At 69.2% G+C, this 20,671-nt stretch carries 15 protein-coding genes; 8 read left to right on the top strand and 7 right to left on the bottom strand.

Annotated elements, in window-relative coordinates; translation table 11 throughout:
* Positions 1-242 precede the first annotated feature (242 nt).
* From AC07NI_RS17210 to AC07NI_RS17190, 5 genes are all read right to left on the bottom strand, one after another.
* Positions 243-3,206 (bottom strand): TonB-dependent receptor, encoded by a 2,964-nt coding sequence (locus tag AC07NI_RS17210; RefSeq protein ID WP_494621288.1) that lies wholly within the window; start codon positions 3,204-3,206, stop codon positions 243-245.
* Between the two features lie 78 nt (positions 3,207-3,284).
* On the bottom strand, positions 3,285-4,286 hold the full coding sequence (locus AC07NI_RS17205; protein ID WP_494621287.1) for a FecR family protein: 1,002 nt from the start codon (positions 4,284-4,286) through the stop codon (positions 3,285-3,287).
* 64 nt (positions 4,287-4,350) lie between these two features.
* Positions 4,351-4,839: an RNA polymerase sigma factor gene (locus AC07NI_RS17200; RefSeq protein WP_494621285.1), complete on the bottom strand. Its 489-nt coding sequence runs from the start codon at positions 4,837-4,839 to the stop codon at positions 4,351-4,353.
* A 92-nt stretch (positions 4,840-4,931) separates the two neighbouring features.
* Positions 4,932-7,703, bottom strand: a complete 2,772-nt coding sequence (locus AC07NI_RS17195; RefSeq protein ID WP_494621283.1) for a TonB-dependent receptor — start codon at positions 7,701-7,703, stop codon at positions 4,932-4,934.
* A gap of 130 nt (positions 7,704-7,833) precedes the next feature.
* Complete coding sequence (locus AC07NI_RS17190) at positions 7,834-9,570, bottom strand: Ca2+-dependent phosphoinositide-specific phospholipase C (RefSeq protein WP_494621281.1); 1,737 nt, start codon at positions 9,568-9,570, stop codon at positions 7,834-7,836.
* Positions 9,571-9,870: 300 nt separating this feature from the next.
* Between AC07NI_RS17190 and AC07NI_RS17185 the strand changes: the two genes are divergently transcribed.
* The 7 genes from AC07NI_RS17185 (at position 9,871) to AC07NI_RS17155 (ending at position 15,919) form a co-directional block, all read left to right on the top strand.
* Positions 9,871-10,539: a hydrolase gene (locus tag AC07NI_RS17185; RefSeq protein ID WP_494621279.1), complete on the top strand. Its 669-nt coding sequence runs from the start codon at positions 9,871-9,873 to the stop codon at positions 10,537-10,539.
* Positions 10,540-10,601: 62 nt separating this feature from the next.
* Positions 10,602-10,862, top strand: a complete 261-nt coding sequence (locus AC07NI_RS17180; RefSeq protein ID WP_494621277.1) for a DUF1427 family protein — start codon at positions 10,602-10,604, stop codon at positions 10,860-10,862.
* A 74-nt stretch (positions 10,863-10,936) separates the two neighbouring features.
* Positions 10,937-12,787: an amidohydrolase gene (locus tag AC07NI_RS17175; protein ID WP_494621273.1), complete on the top strand. Its 1,851-nt coding sequence runs from the start codon at positions 10,937-10,939 to the stop codon at positions 12,785-12,787.
* A gap of 2 nt (positions 12,788-12,789) precedes the next feature.
* Positions 12,790-13,206, top strand: coding sequence for a DoxX family protein (locus AC07NI_RS17170; RefSeq protein ID WP_494621271.1), 417 nt, complete (start codon positions 12,790-12,792; stop codon positions 13,204-13,206).
* Entirely contained in the window at positions 13,203-13,904 is a 702-nt protein-coding gene (locus AC07NI_RS17165; protein ID WP_494621269.1) for a YoaK family protein, read from the top strand. The genes AC07NI_RS17170 and AC07NI_RS17165 overlap by 4 nt, the downstream gene beginning before the upstream one ends.
* The gene (locus AC07NI_RS17160) at positions 13,901-15,235 is read left to right on the top strand and encodes an alginate export family protein (RefSeq protein WP_494621267.1); all 1,335 of its coding nucleotides are present in this window, start codon (positions 13,901-13,903) and stop codon (positions 15,233-15,235) included. Before AC07NI_RS17165 ends, AC07NI_RS17160 begins: the two co-directional genes overlap by 4 nt.
* 141 nt (positions 15,236-15,376) lie before the next feature.
* Positions 15,377-15,919, top strand: a complete 543-nt coding sequence (locus AC07NI_RS17155; RefSeq protein WP_494621265.1) for a helix-turn-helix domain-containing protein — start codon at positions 15,377-15,379, stop codon at positions 15,917-15,919.
* A gap of 80 nt (positions 15,920-15,999) precedes the next feature.
* Here the strand turns inward: AC07NI_RS17155 and AC07NI_RS17150 are convergent, their stop codons facing one another.
* Complete coding sequence (locus tag AC07NI_RS17150) at positions 16,000-16,641, bottom strand: response regulator (protein WP_494621263.1); 642 nt, start codon at positions 16,639-16,641, stop codon at positions 16,000-16,002.
* Between the two features lie 235 nt (positions 16,642-16,876).
* Positions 16,877-17,365, bottom strand: coding sequence for a DNA starvation/stationary phase protection protein Dps (gene dps, locus AC07NI_RS17145; RefSeq protein WP_494621261.1), 489 nt, complete (start codon positions 17,363-17,365; stop codon positions 16,877-16,879).
* A gap of 162 nt (positions 17,366-17,527) precedes the next feature.
* On the opposite strand from dps, the gene AC07NI_RS17140 reads away from it, so the two are divergent.
* The gene (locus AC07NI_RS17140; protein ID WP_494621259.1) at positions 17,528-20,584 is read left to right on the top strand and encodes a sensor histidine kinase; all 3,057 of its coding nucleotides are present in this window, start codon (positions 17,528-17,530) and stop codon (positions 20,582-20,584) included.
* Positions 20,585-20,671: the final 87 nt, after the last annotated feature.

Below are 20,671 nucleotides of genomic sequence, written 5' to 3'. Positions count from 1 at the left end.
CGGCTGCTCTTCCCGTCCCCCGAGCCCTGGAAAACAACCAGCGCATGAGGAACTAGTTAGCGGTAACATCGGTCACGGACCGTCGCAATGGCAAAATGACAGCGCTGGCAAGATTTTTTCAAGCCGCTTTCGACCGCCGTTTACGACAAGTGATCGGGCCGATTTGGCGTGATTGACAGCGCTCGCACGCGACCGTACGATATTTCACGATGGTAACCGGTGTCCTGCAGGACAAATGGCGGCTAGAGCCGCACGCGGACGCCCAGACCGAACGAACGGCCCGAGCGGCCGATCTGCAACGGACGGGTGCGGAGGTTCTCGTAGGCGGCCTCGACCGTGTCGGTCAGGTTGCTGGCCTCGACATAGAGCGAGACGCGGGGGCTCAGATCATAGGAGCCGGCCGCGTCCAGGTAGCCGGCGCTGGCGACGACGAAGCTGGACACCCCGCCCCCCTGCATGTCGGCCTCCGACCCGAACGGCGAGCGCCAGGTCCAGGACAGGTGGGCGTGCAGCGGACCGCGCTCGACGAATGGGCTGATCGAGTAGGACAGGCGCGAGACGCCGTTCAGCCGGCCGCGCCGGCCCTGCTCGTCGCGGCTGGCGGCGTCGACCCAGGTGGCGCTGGTCCAGACCCCGAAGCCGTGGGCGAAGCGCCGGCTGAACGCGGCCTCCAGCCCGGTCACATGCGCCTGCCCGGCGTTGCGCGGCCGCGACATCATCACCACGGCGGTCACCGGCGTCCCGGCGCGGGTGGCGAAGGCCAGCTGCTCGGGCCGGGCCGAGGCGACGATGAAGTCGTCGATGCTCTTGTGGAACACCGCCAGGCTGACACCCCCGAAGCCTTCGAACTCACGCTCCAGCGAGGCGTCGTAGTTGGTCGCCAGGTACGGCTTCAGTTCAGGATTGCCGCCGACGCCCGAGAACAGGGTCCCCGGCGAGGGATGGTCGATCTCGGCCTGGCCGCGCTCGTAGAGGATCGAGACCAGGCTGCTGGCCGGCACGGTGGCCGAGCGCAGGTCCGCCAGCGACGGCCGAGTAATGCTGCGCGAGGCCGCCAGCCGCAAGCGCCAGCGCGGGTCCAGGGCGATGGCCAAGTTGGCGCTGGGCAGGGCCACGGCGTGGGCGCCGGTGTAGCGCACCGGGCGAACGTCCATGTAGCCGCTGGTCGAGACCCCCAGCAGCGAACCGACCACAGCGGTGCGGGTCCGCGCTACGCGCACGCCGACATTGCCGGTCGCGGGCAGGCCCATCACGCTGGTGGCGAAATCCAGCCGGCCATAGCCCGCCAGGATCCGCTCGCTGACCTTGTACGAGCCCTGCAGGTCCGCGCCGGTGGGGACCAGGTCCTTGGCGTCGACGATCACCCCATCGGCCTCGCCCGCCAGCACGAAGGCCTGGCGGAAGGCGTCGAAGTCGGCGGCCGTCCAGGCCGGCGGCCGGTCGGCGATCAGACGGTCGAACGCGGCTCTCGGCGCTTCGATGTCGAAGAAGCCCGGATCGACGGCGGCGCCCGGCCGCAACGTCGCTTCCCGGTCGCGGCGCTGGTAGTCCCGGCCCCGATCGGTGGCCTGTCCGCCCAGACGCAGGCGCTCGAAGCGCAGCGGTCCCAGGCTCCAATCGACCGGCCGCTCGGCGGCGATCAGACCGGTGACGTCGTGATCCTCGACTTGCGTGGCGCGGACGCCGTAGCGCGAGAAGGTCGGCAGGCCCGGATCGGTCAGGTCGAACGACGTCGACAGTCGCGGCGCCTTGCGGGTCTCGACCAGGTCGTCGCCGAGGTCGAAGCTGTAGGACACGCCCAGCGGACTGACCGCCCCGATCCGCTGCAACGGAGTGTCGAGGTTCGAGCGGGCGCTGGACAGGCTGAGGCGTGGCTCCAGGTTCCAGCCGCCCGTCTCGGCCTTCATGGCCAAGCTCAGCGAGACGTTCTCGTGGACCTGGTCGGAGACCTCCAGGTTGTTGCTGATCTGGCCGGCGGCGATGCGGCCGCCCAGCAGGGTCCGGCCCTCCAGCCGCGCATCCCCCGCCGCCACGGCCTGGGCTACATAGTCACCGATCCCGTAGACGATGCGGTCTTCCCGGATGCCGTTGTCGAAGCGCGAGGCCAGGGCGTCGAGATAGAGGGTCACGGTCGGCGCGACCCGCCACTCGGCCCCCGCGAACGCCGTGGTCCGGGCCCGCTGTTCCTGCTCGACCGTGGTGCGGACGTCCTCGGGGACGGTCAGCGACGCGCCGCCGATGGCGACGTCGCGATAGCGCGAGACCTGGAAGCGGTCGTACTGCACCTCGCGCCGCTCGGTGGAGACGCCGGCCACCACGCCCAGCTTGTCGTCGGCCCGCCGCCAGCGGCCGGAGACGGCCAGGTCCGGCGACACCGCGCCCGAACGGGCCTCGACATGGGCGTCGGCGCGCAGCGACAGGTACGATGGTCCCTCCAGCCCGCGCACCGTGCGGATGTCGATGTTCGAGCCGATGCCGCCATCGACGAGGTCCGCCGTCGCCGACTTGGCCACCACTGCCCCGGCCAGCAGGTCGGCCGACAGGGCGCGGAAGCGGAACTGACGGCCGCTCTGGGTGGAGTTGCGGATGTTCTCGTTGAACGCCACCGGCGCGCCGTTCAGGGTCACCGACTGGAACAGCGGCCCCAGGCCCCGGACGCTAACGAACTGGCCCTCGCCCACCTCGCGCTCGATGGCCACGCCGGGCACGCGTTGCAGGGCCTCGGCCAGGTTGGCGGCGGGCAGCTCGCCGATGCGGCCGGCCGAGACCGCGTCGATGATGGCGTCGGCCCGACGCTTCTGCAGCAGGGAGTCCTCGATCCCGGCCACGAAGGCGGCGGTGATCGTCACCGCCTCCAGATCGGCCGGCTCCTCGACGACCGGCGCGGCGCGCGGAGTGGTCGGCGCCGCCTCGGCCCAGACCCGCACCGAGGCGTGGTCGGCGATCTCGTAGCGCAGGCCCGTGCCGGCCAGCAGGCGCTTCAGGGCGTCCTGCCAAGGCATGGTCCCGGAGACGGCGTTGGCGCGGTAGGTGCGGCCCGGCTCGGCCGACAGGGCGAAGGCGCAGCCGGCCTTCAGGCACAGCGCCATCAGGGCCGCGCGGGCGTCCTGGGCCGGGATGTCGAAACGCTGCGCCGGGGCCGCGAACGCCGGCGCGGTCGCGGACAGCGCCGCGATCGTCAGGGCGGACACGCGGCGGAAAGACATGCGACGACTGGTCAAAAACCCCCGGCGCTGTTGGGCGCCCAGGGTCTGGTAACGCGGCTTCGTGACAGACTTGCGAAGCTAGCGAGCGGTGGCGACGACCTCGCCCGGACCGGTGTTTTTGAGCATCACCGGCAGCACCTTGGCGGCGCGGTCGATCACCGTGCCGCGGCCGTCCAGCGGCAGCATGGCGGTGACGCGCTGGCGACCCAGAGCAGGGCTGGCCAGGCGGATCTTCGCGTCCGTGTAGCGGCCCAGCTCGGCCAGCACCTCGGACAGGGCCGCGTCCTGGAAGACCAGCCGGCGCTGGCGCCAAGCGACGGCGGTGGCCGGATCGATGCGGGCCTCGCGGCGTACCGCGCTGCCGGCCTGATAGGTGACCTGGTCGCCGGGGGCGAGACGAACGGGCTCGGTCGAGGATCGGGGCTGCGAGACCTCGACCGAGCCCTCCAGCAGCTCCACCCGGGCACGGCCGTCGCGGAGGCTCGTGGCGAAGTGGGTGCCGGTGACGATGACTTGCCGGTCGGCCAGGGCCACCTGGAACGGGTGGGCCTTGTCGTGGGCGACCGCGAAATAGGCTGCGCCTTTGTCCAAAGCGAGGCGGCGGACCTTGCCGTCGACCTTGGCGCGCAAGGTGGTGGCGGTGTCCAGCGTGACCACCGAGCCGTCGGCCAGGGTCACGTCGCGGATCTCGCCGACGGCGGTCGTGTAGGTCGAGGCGCCGGCCAGCGGATCCTGGAAGCGGTGGATCAAGGTGGGGGCGATGGCCACGGCCAGCACGGCGGCGACCAGGCCGCCGGCCAGGGCCACGGGCGTCCAGCCGGTCTTCTCGCGGTGACGCGCGGCCACCGGCGCGGGCGGGATCAGGTTCAGCTCGCCCAGTAGTTCTGCCCGCAGGTCGCGCGTCTCGCGCAGCAGACCCTTGGCGTCTTCATAGTCGGCGAGATTGCGGGGATCGGCCGCCAGCCAGCGCTCGAAGGCCGCCAGGGTCGAACGCGGCGCGTCGGGACGGCCCAGGCGCACGACCCAGTCCTCCGCTGTACGCGGCTTTTGTTCGAACAAGCTGGCGAGACGGTCGATCATCTTAGTGGTTCAGGCCTTCCTGGCGGCGGGATGTATCTTCACAACGATCGCAACGACGAACACCTCAGGTCCCCCGCGCGGCTTTCAGCCGTCGTAGCGCCTCGGCCAGGTGCTTTTCCACCATGCTGACCGAAACACCCAGGCGATCGGCGATCTGACGATAGCTGAGGTCCTCGAAGCGGTGCAGCAGGAAGGCGTCGCGGCAGCGCGGCGGCAGCTCGCGGATGGCGGCGGCGATGCCGGCCAGGTCCTGGCGGGCGATCGAGCGGCGATCGGCGGCCGGGTCCTCGCTGGGCGCATTCTCCCAGGCCGAGGTCGTATCGTCGGTGTCGAGCCGCATGGTGCGGGCCCGCTCGCGGCCGGCCTGCTTCCAGTGGTCCTTCAGCAGGTTCTTGGCGATGGCGAACAGCAGCGGCCGCGCATCGGCCTGGCCGAACTCGTGGCCGGCGCGATGGAAGCGGGCGAAGGTCTCCTGGACGATGTCCTCGGCGTCCTCCAGCGACTGCCCACGCCTTTGCAGGAATGACACCAGCTCGGCGCGCAGCCCGATCATGCCGCTCCCCTTCTCGCCCCCTTTATGGGAACGCGCGGAAGCGCTCCTCCCCGTGAAGGGAGAAGCGCCACCGGTCATGACGTCAAGCGGGCTCAGAAGTTCATCCGCAGGCCGAGCGAGAAGCGCCGTCCGGACTTCTCGTACATGGTGGGGAACGACGGATCCATGGTGTAGCCCGTGGTGGCCTCGTCGGTGATGTTGATCCCCTCCAGGCTCAACTGGACGCGGTCGTTGACGTTGTAGCTGATCGACATGTCGGTCTGGCCGTAGGCGTCGCGCGTGATCGGATACATTTCGTAACCGATCGCCTCGACGTACTTGCCCTTGTAGTTGTAGGACACGCGGGCCTGGAACTTGTCGTTCTCGTAGTAGAGCGTGAAGTTGTAGGCCTTGTCGGCCAGGCCCACCGGCGGCATCGGGATGCCGAGGGTCGACTGACCGCTCAGCGAGCTGTCCAGGATCGTGTAGTTGGCGTTGATGCCGAAGCCCTTGGCCGGCTCCCAGATCATGCCGAACGGCACGATGGCGACCAGCTCGACGCCGTCGACGTCGTACGAGCCCTCGACGTTGATCGGCTGGTAGACGTCGAAGTCGTAGACGCCGTCGATCGTGCCGTTGGCATTGTACTTGGTGACGTTCTTGACCTGGCCGGTCAGGGCCTGGCGGACGACGCCCTCGATCTTCTTCTTGAAGTACGAAGCCGCCAGCAGGCCGCCCTGCGGCAGGTACTTCTCGAGGCCGATGTCATACTGCTCGGCGAAGGTCGGCTTCAGGTTCGGGTTGCCGTCGGTGAAGCGGAACGAGTTGAAGCTGGCGGTGCGCTTGTAGGCCAGATCCGTCAGGGCCGGCCGCATCAGGGTCTTCGACGCCGCGGCGCGCAGCACGATGCTGTCGGTGATGTCGGCGGTGAAGTTCACGCTGGGCAGCAGCTTGTTGTAGCTGCCGTCGCTGGACACCGGCGCGGGGGTGTAGGCCGTGCCGCCGGTCGTCGTCTGCACCTGGTGGTAGCCCGACGAGGTGATCGAGGTGTCGACGTAGCGGACGCCGCCGTTGATCGCGACCGGCACCGGGCCGACGTCGAAGCCGAGGTCGGCCATGGCGTAGGCGCTCGTGACCTTCTCATCGACCTTGTAGTAGTCGCCCGGCGTGAACGGCGTCTTGAAGCCGGCGTAGCGGAAGGTCTTGCGCGCGTACTCGTTGGAGATCTGGCTCCAGTTGAGGTCGCGGACGGTGTAGTCGCCGCCGGGCACCAGATCGCCGATCGGGGTCAGCGGGCTGTCGGCCATGGTGCGGGTGTTCAGCCAGGCGGTGCTGCCCGCGCTCGGCCCCTGGATGTTCAGGGCGCCGTACTGGCGTTCCTTCGACTTGTCGGTGTAGCGGGCGCCGACCTGGATGGTCTTCAGGGCCGGGAAGAAGCCCAGCGAGAACTCCTTCGTGTAGTCGGCCTGGGCGGCGTACTTGTCGTCGGTGATCTTCTCGAGGGTCGTCTCGTAGGCCTCGAACAGGTACTTCGACGGCGAGTTGTACATGTCGATCGAAGCCGGGTTGGCGCTCTTGACGGTCTCGCCGCCCTTTTCCGTCCAGCGGGTGCGCGACGGGGCGTAGGCCACGTGCTTCAGGTTCGAGTAGTCGAGCGTCTTCTTGGCGCCCGAATAGCCGGCCATGGCGTGCAGCTTCCAGGTCTCGCCGCGCCAGTTCAGGTCCGAGCCGAACTGGGTGTAGTCGGTCTTGTTGATCTGCTCCTTGCTGAGCATCTCGTGCTGGGTCGCGGTGTACGAGACGTCGCGCAGCACGACCATGTTGTAGTCGGCCAGCGTGGTCTTGTCGTACTCGTGGATGGTCTCCAGCGTGCTGCGGCTCGAGGCCGAATAGGCCGCCGCGTCGTACTGGTCCTCGGTCGCGTCGTAGCCGCCGACCAGCAGGTCGAAGGCGATGTCGAAATTGTCCGAGGGCTTGTACTGCAGCGAGGCCGAGCCGCCCCACTGGTCCTGGGTGTTCAGGTAGGCGCGGTCGCCGACCTTGTCCTGGAAGATGATGCGGTTGGTCTCGTTGCGGTCGCGGTTGTTCTTGACGATCACGCCGGCGTCGCGGGCCAGCACCGCGGCGGCCTGCGATTCACGGACGCCGCCGGCTTCCAGGAAGCGCGACATCGGGCGGAAGTTGATGCCCGAGTTGGAGTCGGTGCGGTTCGAACGGCGCGCGGCCGAGAACGACACCAGGCCGCCCCAGTTGCCCCAGGTGTCCGAGGCCAGGAAGGCGACCTTCGGGTCGGTCTTCTTGGAGATCGAGTTGTAGGCGCCCTCGGCCGAGGCGATCAGCTTGCGGCCGTTGTAGTCGAACGGACGGGCGGTCGAGATGTAGACCGAACCGGCGATGCCGCCCTCTTCGTCCGAGGCGCGCGGCGACTTCTGCACCGTCACCTGCTGGATGATCTCCGAGGCGAAGATGTCGAACTCGACGTCACGGCCGCCGCTGCCCGAGGCCGTGGCCAGGTTGTTGATGGTGACGAAGGTGAACTCGGGCGGCAGGCCACGGACGCTGACGCGGCCGCCCAGGCCCTTGTTGCGCTCGATGGTCACGCCCGGCATGCGCTGCAGCGCCTCGGCCAGGTTCTGTTCCGGGAAGTTGGCGACGTCGGTGGCGACGATCGAGTCCGAGAAGCCGGTGGTCTCGCGCTTCATGTCCACGGCCTTCTGCAGGCTGCGGGCGTAGCTGCCGGTGACGACGATCTCTTCGACCTGGGCGTTGTCGGCGGCGGCCTGGGCCTGGACGCCCGTGGCGGCGAACAGGCCGATGGCGGCGCAGCTGGTCATCAGCCAGGCGGTGCGGCGCGCGCGGCCGCAGTTCGTGTTCAGTCCGATCATCCGCTCAATCCCCGAGTCGTTGTTGCGACGGGCGGAGGGCCGAACGTTCTCGTCCGGCGCACGCCCCCGTCGGCTTCAACGACGGCCCCGAAGGGCCCCTCAGCGGCGAGACGTTGATTTCATCAAAACTTCACGGCCGGGGTTTGCCGAGGATGGCGTCCAGCTCCGCGCGGGCCGCTTCCATGTCGCGGCGGAAGTCCGGCGAGACGTGCTCGGCGGCGTAGATCGTCGCCCCCGACTGCATGCCGGCCTCGGTGGCGCTGACGGTGTGCGAGCCGCAGATCCAGCGGCTTTCGGCATAGTCGCGGCCCCGGGCGTACAGCGCGTCGGCGCGGCTGGGGGCCAGCTCGGCCAGGATCAGCGCCACGTGCATGCCGAACGCCGAGTGGCCCGACGGATAGTCGGGATTGCCGGAGAGATGGGCGGTCTTGGCCTCGCAGACCGGCGCGTCGGGTTTGTCCATGTAGGGGCGCTTGGTGCCCCAGTGGGTCTTGGCGTCGCCGACCACCGAGCGGTCGTCGCCGGCGCGCTCCAGCAAGGCGGCCAGGATCGGGGCCTGGGCCGGGTCGATCGTCACGCCCAGGGCCTGCGAGAAGTGCTTCCAGACCGAGCCATCGACATCGTCGGTGGCCCGCTGCCAGCGTGGCGTGCCCTTCAGGGCCCGGCTCTGATCAAAGATGGCGGCGTCGGCGATGGCGCGCGGCGAGCCGTCGGCCGGCGGCGCGGCCAGGATCTTGGTCAGGTCCGGGCGCTGGGCGGGAGCCAGATAGCCCTGGACCGGCGCGCCGGCCACGCTCTCGAACGGCTTGTCGCAGCCCTTGGCCATGCGGACGGGATTGCAGGTCGCCGCCTCGCCGCCGGTCAGGCGCACCGTGTAGCCGCCGGCGAAGCGCGGGTCGGCCCACAGGTAGTCGGTCGAGACGTACTGCGCGCCGCTGGACAGCGCGGCGCTACGCATCGAGACGTCGGCCTTGCGGGCCTGGACGGTGTCGGCGTCGGCGCGGGTGCGAACGATGAAGCCGGCCTTCACGGCGGCGGCGATGCGGGCGCGCTGGCCGATCGGATCATTGAGGGTCAGGTAGGCGGCGGCCGGCGAGGCCTCGTCGGTATTGACGAACATCGCCCGACCTTCCAGCGACTTGCGGGCTCCGCGATAGGCCGCGACCTTCTCGGGGGCCTCGTCGAGGGCGAAGAACACCTTGCCGCGCGAGGCGCTCAGCGCCGGCCAGCCGTCGGTGGTCACCGCCTCGCGCAGGGTGGCGCGCCTGCCCTGGACCTGGTCGGGGGTGATCAGCTCGGCGTCGGAGAAGACCGACCGGATCTCGGCGTCCAGAGCGTCGAAGGCCTTCTCGTCGAACGGCAGGGCCACGACGCCGCCGGGGAAGCTGGATGCGCCTTCCTTGGCGTTCAGCAGGATCAGGATCGGCGCGTGGTCCGGATGGGCCTTCGACCAGGTCCGAATCTGGGTCAGGCACGCCACGAAGGTCACGCAGGTCGAGCGGAAGTCGACGTCCTGCATGTGCAGGACCTTGTAGCCCGGCTTGGCCATCGCCGCCGCCCAGGCCGGGGTCGGGATGAAGCCCTTGCCGAACGCGGTCTTCGGCTGGGCGAAGCGGCCGCCGTCGGGATCGCGGACCACGTCCAGCTCCAGCTGACGGGCGCCGGCGTCAAGCTCCTCCGTCAGCGGACGATGGCTGTAGTCGATGCCCAGGGCCCCCGGCCCGGCCGCCGCGACCATGGCCGCTAATTCCTCGGCCGGGATCGCGGCCTTGTAGGAGTTGTGCGTGCCCACCGCGAGGATGTCGTTCATCCGCGCCCCCGGGACGCTGGGTTCGGCCGCCACGAGGGCCAGAAGCAGGCTGAGCATCGTCATCTCCGGGTACAGGTCGAGCGGAGCCGTAATGCGGTTTTGTGACAGTCGTGCGCGAGGCCGTCGCCGAGTTTCGGGCGCGTCCGTTCAAAAAGCGACAGGACCCGCCGAGCCGGCCGGCGTCCTGCTCCGTAGCCTGAACACGCCTAATTCGACGCGCCGATCGAGTGCATTTTTGGAAACAATGACTTTCCACCATTTCCATTTATGCGGCGATGCGTCGCGGCCAAAGTGAGCTTGTCAGAACAACGGGGCGGCCGGGAACGGTCCTCCCACCCCAGCCAAAAGGACCCGACCATGACCCTCGTCGCCACCCCCACCGCCGGCCCGCAACTGCTGACCCCGACCGACCACACCCTGATCATGATCGACTTCCAGTCGCAGATGGCTTTCGCGACCCACTCGATCTCTGCCACCGAGCTGCGCACCAACACCGCCCTGGTCGCCCGCGCCGCCGCCGGCTTCGGCGTCTCGACCATCCTGACCACGGTCGCCGAGAAGAGCTTCTCGGGGCCGATGTTCGACGAGATCAAGGACGCCTTCCCCGGCGAGGCCGCCATCGACCGCACCTCGATGAACACCTGGGAAGACGCCAACGTCATCGCCAAGGTCAACGAGATCGGCAAGCCGCGCATCGTGCTGGCCGGCCTGTGGACCGGCGTCTGCATCGTCGGCCCGGCCCTGTCGGCCCTGGCCCAGGGCTTTGAAGTCTACGTCATCGCCGACGCCTGCGGCGACGTCTCGGCCGAGGCCCACAACCGCGCCATGGACCGCATGGTCCAGGCCGGCGCCCGCCCGATGACCTCGCTGCAATATCTGCTGGAGCTGCAACGCGACTGGGCCCGCAGCGAGACCTACGACCTGACCACCGGCATCGCCCGCACCTATGGCGGCTCGTACGGCCTGGGCATCATCTACGCCAAGACCATGTTCGGCGCTTCGGAAGGCCACGCCACCGCCGCCTGACGTCCGTTTCGAGGCGGGGTTGTGCAAGACCCCGCCTCTTCTTCAGTTCACGGAGGTCGGCCATGAAACCTTACCTGCTTTCCCTCGGCGCCGGCCTGCTCGTCGGCGTGATCTATTCGCTGCTCAATGTCCGCTCGCCGGCCCCGCCGGCCATCGCCCTGCTGGGCCTGATGGGCATGCTGCTGGGCGAACAGGCGATCCCGATCGCCAAGCGCCTGCTGACCAAGGCCCCGGTCGTGTCCTATCTGAAGGCGCCCGAGTGCGCCGGCCAGGTGCTGGGCCCGCAAGCCATTGATCCGCAGAAGCCGGAGGGCCAGGCATGACCCTCAACCGTCGTCAGACCGTCGCTCTCGGAGCGGCCTTTCTCTCCAGTTCCGCTTTCGCTGAAAGGCGCGCCATGACCGACCTGCTGCTCATCAACGGCAAGTTCACGACCCTCGACCGCGGCAACCCGCGCGCCGACGCCGCCCTGGTCCGCGACGGCAAGTTCGCCGCCGTCGGCGAGGAGGGCGAAGTCCGCGCCGCCGCCGGCCCCAATCCGACGATCATCGACCTGAAGGGTCGCCGGGTGATCCCCGGCCTGATCGACAGCCACATGCACATCATCCGCGGCGGGCTGAACTACAACATGGAGCTGCGCTGGGACGGCGTGCCGACCCTGGCCGACGCCATGGCCATGCTGAAGAAGCAGGCCGCCAACACCCCGCCGCCGCAGTGGGTGCGCGTCGTGGGCGGCTTCACCGAGCACCAGTTCGTAGAGAAGCGCCTGCCGACCCTGGACGAGATCAACGCCGCAGCCCCCGAGACGCCGGTGTTCATCCTCCACCTTTATGACCGCGCCCTGCTGAACCGCGCCGCCCTACGCGCCGTCGGCTACACCAAGGACACGCCCAACCCGCCGGGCGGCGAGATCCAGCGCGACGCCTCGGGCGAGCCCACGGGGCTTCTGCTGGCCCAGCCTAACGCCACGATCCTCTACGCCACCCTGGCCAAGGGCCCCAAGCTGCCGCCCGAGTACCAGCTGAACTCGACCCGCCACTTCATGCGCGAGATGAACCGCCTGGGCGTGACCGGCGTGATCGACGCCGGCGGCGGCTTCCAGAACTATCCGGACGACTACGAGATCGTCGAGAAGCTGCACGCCGACGACCAGCTGACCCTGCGCATCAGCTACAACCTGTTCACCCAGAAGCCGAAGGCCGAGCTGTCGGACTTCCAGTCGTGGTCCAAGCAGGTGAAGCCCGGCCAAGGCGACGACAAGTACCGCCACAACGGCGCCGGCGAGATGCTGGTCTACAGCGCCGCCGACTTCGAGGACTTCCGCGTCGAGCGTCCCGAGATGCCGGCCAACATGGAAAGCGACCTGGAGCCGGTGATCCGTCACCTGGTCGAGAACCGCTGGCCCTGGCGGCTGCACGCCACCTACGACGAGACCATCACGCGGGCGCTGGACGTCTACGAGAAGGTCAACCGCGACATGCCGTTCGACGGCCTGCACTGGTTCTTCGACCACGCCGAGACCATCAGCGACCGCAATATCGATCGCATTGCGGCCCTGGGCGGCGGCATCGCCGTGCAGCACCGGATGGCCTTCCAGGGCGAGTACTTCATGGAGCGCTACGGGGCCAAGGCCGCCGAGGCCACCCCGCCGATCGGCAAGATGCTGAAGGCCGGCATCCCCGTCGGGGCCGGCACCGACGCCACGCGGGTGGCCAGCTACAACCCGTGGGTCTCGCTGAACTGGCTGGTGACCGGCAAGACGGTGGGCGGCACGCGCCTCTACCCGCCGGCCAACCGCGTCGACCGCGAGGAGGCCCTGCGCCTGTGGACCACCGCCAACACCTGGTTCTCGAACGAGGAAGGCAAGAAGGGCCAGATCGCCGTCGGGCAACTGGCTGACCTGGCGGTTCTCTCGGACGACTACATGACCGTGCCCGAGGACGAGATCCCGCACCTGTCGGCGGTGCTGACCCTGCTGGGCGGCAAGGTCGTCCACGGCCAGGGCGAGTACGACAAGCTGGCCCCGGTCCTGCCCCCGCCGATGCCCGACTGGTCGCCGGTGCGGACCTTCGGCGGCTATCAGGATCGCTCGCGCGGTCACGCCCGCGCCCTGGCCTCGGCGTGCGGTTGCGCCAGCAGCTGCAACGTCCACGGCCACAACCACGCGGCCGCCCTGGGCGCTGAGGCCCCGACCAGCGATGCGCGCTCCTTCTGGGGCGCCATGGGCTGCGGCTGCTGGGCGGTCTGATCATGGACACCCCCGCTCCCATCTCCGCCCTCCTGCGCTCGACGGCGTTCGGAACCCTGGCCCGCGCGGTCCTGACCCTGCCCTACTGGTGGAGCGGGATCGCCAAGCTGACCGACCTGCACGGCGCCCTGGCCGAGGCCGCCCATTTCGGCCTCAAGCCCGCCTGGCTGGTCGTGGCCGCCACGGTGCTGGTCCAGCTGGGCGGCTCGATCGCCCTGATCCTGGGCCGCATCGGCTGGCTGGCCGCCGGCGCCCTGGGCGTCTTCACCGCCTTCGCCACCCTGATCGCCCACCCCTACTGGACGGTCACCGACCCGGTGGAGCGCTTCCACGCGCTGAACACCTTCCTCGAACACATCGGCCTGATCGGCGGCTTCATGCTGGCGGCCATCCTGGTCGAGCGGGAGAAGTGGGCATGAGCGCGCCGTCCCCTCGCCTGTCGGCTGCGACCGGCATCGGCATGGCCCTGGTCGGCGGCTATGTCGATGTGGTCGGCTTCGTGCTGCTGTTCGGCCTGTTCGTGAACCACGCCACCGGCAACCTCGTCATGCTGGGCGTCTCGCTCGCCGGCGGCGGCCAGGGCATCGCCACCAAGCTCCTGTCCCTGCCGGTGTTCATCCTCGCGGCGGCCGCCACCTATGTGATGATCTGCAAGCGCCGGGCGCGCGGCCAGGCCAATGAGGCGGCGGTGCTGCTGTTGCAGGCGGCGATGCTGCTGATCTTCATGCTGCTGACCGTCGCGGCCCTGCCGGCCGACAACGCGGATGAGCCGGCGGTGATGCTGGCGGGTCTCTTCGGCGTCTGCGCCATGGCCGTACAGAACGTCGGCGCTCGCGTGGTGTTCAGCCACCTGGCGCCGACGACGATCATGACCGGCAACGTCACCCAGATCGCCATCGACCTCGTCGATCTGCTGTCCTCCAAGAACGGCCTGGACGAGGCCCTGCGCGCCCGGATCGTCAAGACCTGGCCGCCGGTCATGGCCTTCGCGGTCGGCGCCATCGGCGGCGCGATCGGCGTGATCCTGGCCGGTCCGTGGAGCCTGCTGCCCGCCGCCGTCGTGGTCGCGATCCTGGGCGGCTTCTATGCCCGAGGCCCGCGCGCGGTGGCGGCATGATCGCCGCCCTGCTGGCCGCGAGCGCGGTCCAGGCCGCCGAGCCGCCGGCCTTCAAATTGGTCCGCGCCGACGAGGACTACGGCTACCTGAAGTCCGCCCCGAAGCTGACGGGTCTCGATCCGCTGCGCTACATCCCGGTCGGCGAGGACGGTTATCTGACCCTTGGCGGCGAGGCCCGGCTGCGGCTCGACACCATCGACGCCCCGCGCTTCGGCGTCGGCGGCGCTCAGGCCGACACCTTCGAGCTCTTCCGAGGCCTGGTCAGCGCCGACCTGCACCTGAATTCGACCGTCCGAGTCTATGGCGAGCTGGGCCTGCACCGTGACCTCGGCAAGGGCGAGGCGCCGGCCATCACCGACCGCGACGGCCTGGACGCCGAGGTGCTGTTCCTCGACCTCACGCCCTCAAAGAACTGGCGCCTGCGCCTGGGCCGGCAAGAGCTGAGCTTCAACGCCACCCAGCGCTTCGTCTCGGTGCGCGAGGGACCCAACATCCGCCAGAGCTTCGACGGCGCGCGGCTGACCTATGGCGGCAAGGGCTTGAAGGTCGACGCCTTCTACACCCATCCCGTCACCATCACGCCGGGCGCGTTCAACGACAGCCGCAACACGGCCCAAGCCTTCTGGGGCGTCTACGCCACCGCGCCCGTCGCCAAGGGCGTCAGCCTGGACGTCTACAGCCTGAACCTCGACCGCGACCGGGTCCGCTTTGGGACGGTGACCGGCGACGAGCGCCGCCGCAGCGTCGGCGCGCGCCTGGCCGGCAAGGCCGGGGCGATCGACTATGAGGTCGAGGCCATGGTCCAGCGCGGCCACTTCGCCGGTCAGGACATCCGCGCCTGGGGCGGCTCGGCCGGCGCCGGCTACACCTTCGCCGCGCCGTGGAAGCCGCGCCTGTCGGTGCGTCGTGACCTCGGCTCGGGCGACGGCGATCCGACCGACGGCAAGCTGGAGACCTTCAACCCGCTGTTCCCCAAGGGGGCCTATTTCAGCGAAGCGGCGCTGGTCAGCTGGAGCAACCTTTCCGCCTGGCGGGTGGCGCTGGGCGCGGCGCCGACCAAGTCGGTCTCTGTGGAGATCAGCCACACCGATCGCCGCCGCGAGAACGGTCGCGACGCCATCTACCTGCAGCCCTATGCGGTGCTGGCGGGCGGCGGCGCCTCGACCGCCAAGGGCGTCAGCCAGGACTGGCAGGCCGACCTGGGCTGGCAGATCAATCGCAACGTCAAGATCACGCTGGAAGCGGTCCACGCCGAGGCCGGCGCGGCGGTGAAGGCGGCCGGCGGCCACGACGTCGACTTCGCCATGGCGATCGTCCAGTTCCGTTTCTGAGACAGCCGCGCGACGGCGCGGTACCCCATCTGGGTTAGTGAAATGTCACCCGTTGGCGGCTGACGCGGAATGCGTTCATCGACCATGTTCTCTCAACGGTCAGGCGCAGCACGCGTCACGGCCAAGCCTTGGGGGAACGCGATGCTCAACGCGATCGGAACAGCAGACATCGAACCGTTCGCCGTCGGCGACAACGGCATGATCTCCGAGCTGCTGGACAAGGCCCTGCGCCTGTTCGAGGGCGACCGCATCGCCTCGCGCCGGCTGGTCGAGCAGGCCTTCACCCTGGCCGACCGCTCGACCCATCCCGCGCCGCTGGCCCAAGGCGCCCTGGCCGCCTGGCAGGCGCGACGGATCGAGGCCTTCGTCGAGCAGCATCTGTCGCATCCGATCCGCATCGACGCGGTGGCCGCCCTGGTTTCGCTGAGCCCGAACTACTTCTCGCGCGCCTTCAAGGCGACGTTCGGCACGACCTTCTCGCACTACGTCATCCAGCAGCGCATCACCCTGGCCAAGCAGATGCTGCTGACCACCGACGCCTCGATCGCCGAGATCGCCCTGGACTGCGGCCTGGCCGATCAGTCGCACTTGACGCGGCTGTTCAAGCGCGCGGTCGGCTCGCCGCCCAACGCCTGGCGCCGCGCCGCCCGCTGCGACGCCTGGACCCCGAAGGCGGCCGCTTAGAACATCCTCGAGATGTTCTAAGTCTTTGTATGAACGCATTTTCGGACGACGAACCGGAATCCACTTCGTCTGAAAATGCTCTAGATGTCGATGATCCCGCGCCGCACCGCGACGGTGACGGCGTGGGTGCGGTCGCTGACGCCCAGCTTGCCGAAGATGCTCTTCACATGGACCTTGACCGTCTGATCCGAGATCGACAGCCGCCGCGCGACGCCCTTGTTGGGCTCGCCGCGCGAGATCAGGCGCAGGACGGCCAGCTCGCGGTCGCTGAGCTTGTCCTCGTTCATGTGCGACAGGATCTGCTCGGCCACCACCGGCGAGACGTAGCGGCGGCCGGCGCTGACCGTGCGGATCGCCTCGATCAGCTCGCGGTGCAAGGAGCTCTTCAACAGGAAGCCCAGGGCCCCCAGCCGCAGCGCGCGCTCGGCATAGGCGTCGCCGCCATAGGTGGTCAGAACCGCGATCTTGGAATCGGGGGCCTCGCACAGGATCACCGGGATAGCTTCCAGTCCGCCCAGGCGCGGCATCTGCAGGTCGATCAGGGTGACGTCGGGCCTGAGGGTCTTCGACTTCTCGATGGCCTCGGCGCCGTCCGACGCCTCGCCGGCCAACTCGAAGTCGGGCTCGGCCAGCAGCGCGTTGGCGATGCCCTCCCGCATCAGCGGGTGGTCATCGACGATGAGCACACGCGTCTTGCGGCCCTCGGGCGTCATGGCGTTCATCGGGTTCAACGGTTGCTGGATTTGGCCTGATCTGTACGCGAACAGGTCAGGACAGTTGTAAGCTAAACACTGCCGTAACCGGAACGGGTTCGGCGATGTTTTCTGACGCCACGGTCACTCTGTCCCCAGAGATCGCCGACAGCGCTTACCCGCAAGCCATTTTTCCGTGCGACGCGGACACGCCGACACCCCGGACGCGGCGGCGCCCGGGGGAAACAGGGGATGGGCGATTCGGTCAGGCCAGGTGCGCCTCGACGAACCACAGCTGCTTGTCGATCGCGCGCGAGACCTCGGTGAAGACATCCGAGGTGTCGGCGTCGCCCAGCTCGGCGGCGGCGTCGATATCGGCACGCAGGGCCTTGCCGAACTGGGCCAGGACGGCGGCCACGGCCTTCAAGTGGCTTTCGCCGCCGTGGGTCTCCAGCGAATATTCGTACAGTGACGAATTGGCCGCCGTGGTCTTGGCCCGGCCGTCCGGAATGCCGCCGATCGAGGCGATGCGTTCGGCGATGGTGTCGGTGAACTCCTCGACCTCGCCATGCAAGGCGTCGAACAGCTGGTGCAGCTGATAGAAGTTGAGGCCGCGCACCGTCCAGTGCGCCTGCTTCAGCTGGGTCTCCAGGTCCAGGCAATCCGACAGCCGCGCCTGGAGCAGGGCGACCGATTGCTTGCGGACGTGGTCGGAGAGGTCGATGCGGCTGGAGTACATGGCGGATCCGTTCATGAAAGACTGGAGCCCAGCCAACCTCAGAATCCGCGCGGCGCCTTGTACGGACGCACCCTGACGGCGAGAGATATGATCAAAAGCGTCCGCGCTCGACGCTCCCCTGCGGCGAAGCTAACAATGAGCCGCGCACTACACCTCCAGGACTGAGAGCTGCCGACAATGCCCTGGGGACGGGTCCTCCTGCGTGCTCTGCCTCTGGTCCTGGCGCTGATCTGCGGTAACCTGGCTCGGGCGGAGGAGCCGCAGCAGCAGATCCCCCGCCTCCTGCACACGGCCTGGCGACAGGACACCGGCGCGCCGCCGAACATCTGGGCGATCGGCCAGGCGCCGCAGGGCGAGCTTTGGTTGGGCACCGGCGCGGGTCTGTATCGCTTCGACGGCGTGCGCTTCAGCCAGTTCCGCTCGGACGGGACGACCACCCTGCCCAGCGAGATCATCATGGCCATGATGGTCACCCGGTCGGGCGAGGTCTGGGTCGGCTACCACTCGGGCGGCGTCTCGGTGATCCGCAACGGCAAGATCACCAACTATGTCGACGGACCGCCCAGCGGCACGCTCAAGCAGTTCGTCGAGACCCGCGACGGCGCGGTCTGGATCGCCGCCTTCGGCGGGGTGACCGTCTATCGCCATGGCCGCTGGATGCCCATCGCCTGGGACCCGGCCTATGGGCGCGCCTTCAACATGGTGGTCGCCCGCGACGGCGGCGTCTGGGTCGCGGCCCAGCACGCCCTGGTCCGCGTCGATCCCGTCTCGCTGCAGGTCCGAAGGACCAACGAGCCCGTCGAAGGCTCCTGGGCCCTGGCCGAAGCCCCGGACGGCCGCCTGTGGTTCGCGGACCAGGCTTTCGGCCTGCGGGCGCTGGATCCCGCGCATCTGTTCGATCCCGTCGCGCCGACCCGCACCCCGCCAGCCAAGTCGAACCTGCTGGTCTCGCGGCGAGTGATGTTCGACAGCGCCGGCGTGCTGTGGGGCGCCTATGAGGACGGCCAGGGCGTCTATCGCCTCCTGCGCCCCGATCGGGTCCCGACCGGACGCATCCTGTCGAAGGCCGATGTCGACCAGACCTACGGCGCGGCCCAGGGCCTGACCGCCGACCTGGCCGCCGCCCTGTTCCTGGATCGCGAGCGCAATGTCTGGGTCGGCAGCCTGCTGGGCCTGGACCGCTTCAGCGCCGCCGACATCGTCACCGAACGCTCGATCCCCTCCAGCACGCGCGAGGGCTATCGCGCCGTGGTGACGCCGCGCGGACGGCTCTACCTGACCGACGCCGATACGCTCTATCGCTTCGACGACGCAGACCGCCCGCGCGTGCTGCACCGGGGCCTGGGCCATCCCAACGAGCTGTGCGCCGGCAAAGACGGCAAGGTCTGGATGGCCGCCGACAAGGGCCTGTGGCGGGTCGACGGACCGAGCCTGGCCTCCATCCCCCTGCCCGCTGGCGCCGAGGGCCGCATCGTCCTGGCCTGCGCCCAGGACAGCCTGGGCGGCCTGTGGGCGTCGATCAGCGGCGCGGGCCTGTTCCGCCACGACGGTCAGGGCTGGCGGCCGGTCACCGCCCAGCTACCCAAGAGCTTCTATCCGCGCATCCTGGTGGCCAGCGCCGATGGGACGATCTGGGCGGCCGATCCTGGCTTCGACCTCTATGCGATCGGCGGCGGCGGCGTTCGGCGGTTCACGGAGGCCGACGGCCTGGCGATCGGCGAGCTGAAGACCATCGTCACCGACCGCCGGGGCCTGGTCCTGGCCGGCGGCGAGCGTGGCGTGGCCCGGCTGGCGGGCAACCGCTTCCAGTCCCTGACCGTCGACCGCCATCCCGCGCTGAGCCTGGTCTCGGGTCTGACGCCCGACGGCCTGGGCGGCGTCTGGCTGGGCACGATCCGCGGCGTCTCGCGGATCACGGCCCAGGCGCTGGACAAGGCCTTCGCCGACCCCGCCATGCCGGTCGAGCTGAAGCGGTTCGACTATCGCGACGGCCTGCCGGGCGCGCCGCAGCAGCACTGCTGCCATCGCACGGTCGTGGCGGACGGCGACCACCGCGTCTGGCTGTTGACCAACCGCGCCGTCGCCTGGATCGAGCCCGCCGACCTGTCGCACAACCCCGTGCCGCCGACGGTCAGCATCACCAGCGTCACGGCCAACAACGTCGCTCTGCCGGCCCGGCAGGACATGCGGCTGATGAGCGGGGTCCGCGACCTGCGGATCGACTTCGCCGCCCCCAGCCTGGTGGTGCCCGACCGCGTCCGCGTGCGCTATCGCCTGTGGGGCGTCGATGGCGACTGGGTCGATCCGGGCGCGCGCCACCAGGCCTTCTACACGCGCCTGCCACCGGGCCAGTACCGGTTCTCGGTCATCGCCGCCAACAACGACGGGGTCTGGAACCGGGCCGGCGCGACCTTGGACTTCGTGATCCCGCCGACCTTCTTCCAGTCACGGATTTTCCTGGTGCTGCTCGGCCTGGGCGTCCTGCTGCTGGGCGGCGGGGCCTTCTACCTGCGCCACCGCCTCACCGCCCGCCGCATCACCCAGCAGTACGAGGACCGAATGGCCGAGCGCGAGCGCATCGCCCGCGAGCTGCACGACACCCTGCTGCAGAACGTCCAGGCCCTGGTGCTGAAGTTCCATAACCTGACCAACACCCTGCCCGAGGGTCCCGCCCGGGGTCAGGTCGGCGAGGCCATCGACCGCGCCGAGCAGGTGGTGATCGAGAGCCGCGAGCGGATCATGGACCTTCGCACCGCCCGCTCCAGCGAGGACCTGGCCCAACGCCTGAGCGTCGCCGCCGACTTCACCGGCGCGACCGCCAAGCCGGAGCTGCAGTTGACCACCCTGGGCGAGACCCGCCAGCTGACGCCGTCGGTCCTGGACGAGGTCACCCAGATCGGCTCGGAAGCCATCCGCAACGCCGTGCGCCACTCCGGCGGCAGCCTGGTGAAGGTCGAGATCGCCTTCGAACCGTCCGCCTTCCGGCTGGTGGTGCGCGACGACGGCGTCGGCATCCCGGACGGCCGCCTGGCCAGCGCCGAACAGGCCGGCCACTACGGCGTCGTCGGCATGCGCGAGCGCACCCAGCGTCTGAACGGCGACCTGCGGGTCGAAAGCGACGGCGGCACCCGGATCGAACTGACCATCCCGCCGCGCCAGGCCTATGGCGAACGCCAATGGCTGACCGAACTTCTGGCCAAATTTCGCGCCCTACCGGTTCCGGGGAACCGGTAACAAACAGCAGCGTTCCAAGAGGAGTTCGGGGATGGGTGCGTCCCGGACGACGGCTGTCGAGCGCCCATGCTCCAGCCGCGTCCGGTT

It is taken from the genome of Caulobacter sp. GW821-FHT10E02 (assembly GCF_059415225.1).
This window is presented reverse-complemented; position numbering and strand designations above follow the sequence as displayed.

Excerpts from the sequence above, each read along its gene's own strand:
- AC07NI_RS17175 (WP_494621273.1), top strand. The coding sequence starts at position 10,937 with ATGACCGACCTGCTGCTCATCAACGGCAAGTTCACGACCCTCGACCGC.
- dps (WP_494621261.1), bottom strand. The coding sequence starts at position 17,365 with ATGAACGGATCCGCCATGTACTCCAGCCGCATCGACCTCTCCGACCAC.
- AC07NI_RS17195 (WP_494621283.1), bottom strand. The coding sequence starts at position 7,703 with ATGATCGGACTGAACACGAACTGCGGCCGCGCGCGCCGCACCGCCTGG.
- AC07NI_RS17205 (WP_494621287.1), bottom strand. The coding sequence starts at position 4,286 with ATGATCGACCGTCTCGCCAGCTTGTTCGAACAAAAGCCGCGTACAGCG.
- AC07NI_RS17170 (WP_494621271.1), top strand. The coding sequence starts at position 12,790 with ATGGACACCCCCGCTCCCATCTCCGCCCTCCTGCGCTCGACGGCGTTC.
- AC07NI_RS17160 (WP_494621267.1), top strand. The coding sequence starts at position 13,901 with ATGATCGCCGCCCTGCTGGCCGCGAGCGCGGTCCAGGCCGCCGAGCCG.
- AC07NI_RS17190 (WP_494621281.1), bottom strand. The coding sequence starts at position 9,570 with ATGCTCAGCCTGCTTCTGGCCCTCGTGGCGGCCGAACCCAGCGTCCCG.
- AC07NI_RS17180 (WP_494621277.1), top strand. The coding sequence starts at position 10,602 with ATGAAACCTTACCTGCTTTCCCTCGGCGCCGGCCTGCTCGTCGGCGTG.
- AC07NI_RS17210 (WP_494621288.1), bottom strand. The coding sequence starts at position 3,206 with ATGTCTTTCCGCCGCGTGTCCGCCCTGACGATCGCGGCGCTGTCCGCG.
- AC07NI_RS17165 (WP_494621269.1), top strand. The coding sequence starts at position 13,203 with ATGAGCGCGCCGTCCCCTCGCCTGTCGGCTGCGACCGGCATCGGCATG.
- AC07NI_RS17155 (WP_494621265.1), top strand. The coding sequence starts at position 15,377 with ATGCTCAACGCGATCGGAACAGCAGACATCGAACCGTTCGCCGTCGGC.
- AC07NI_RS17200 (WP_494621285.1), bottom strand. The coding sequence starts at position 4,839 with ATGATCGGGCTGCGCGCCGAGCTGGTGTCATTCCTGCAAAGGCGTGGG.
- AC07NI_RS17185 (WP_494621279.1), top strand. The coding sequence starts at position 9,871 with ATGACCCTCGTCGCCACCCCCACCGCCGGCCCGCAACTGCTGACCCCG.
- AC07NI_RS17150 (WP_494621263.1), bottom strand. The coding sequence starts at position 16,641 with ATGAACGCCATGACGCCCGAGGGCCGCAAGACGCGTGTGCTCATCGTC.
- AC07NI_RS17140 (WP_494621259.1), top strand. The coding sequence starts at position 17,528 with ATGCCCTGGGGACGGGTCCTCCTGCGTGCTCTGCCTCTGGTCCTGGCG.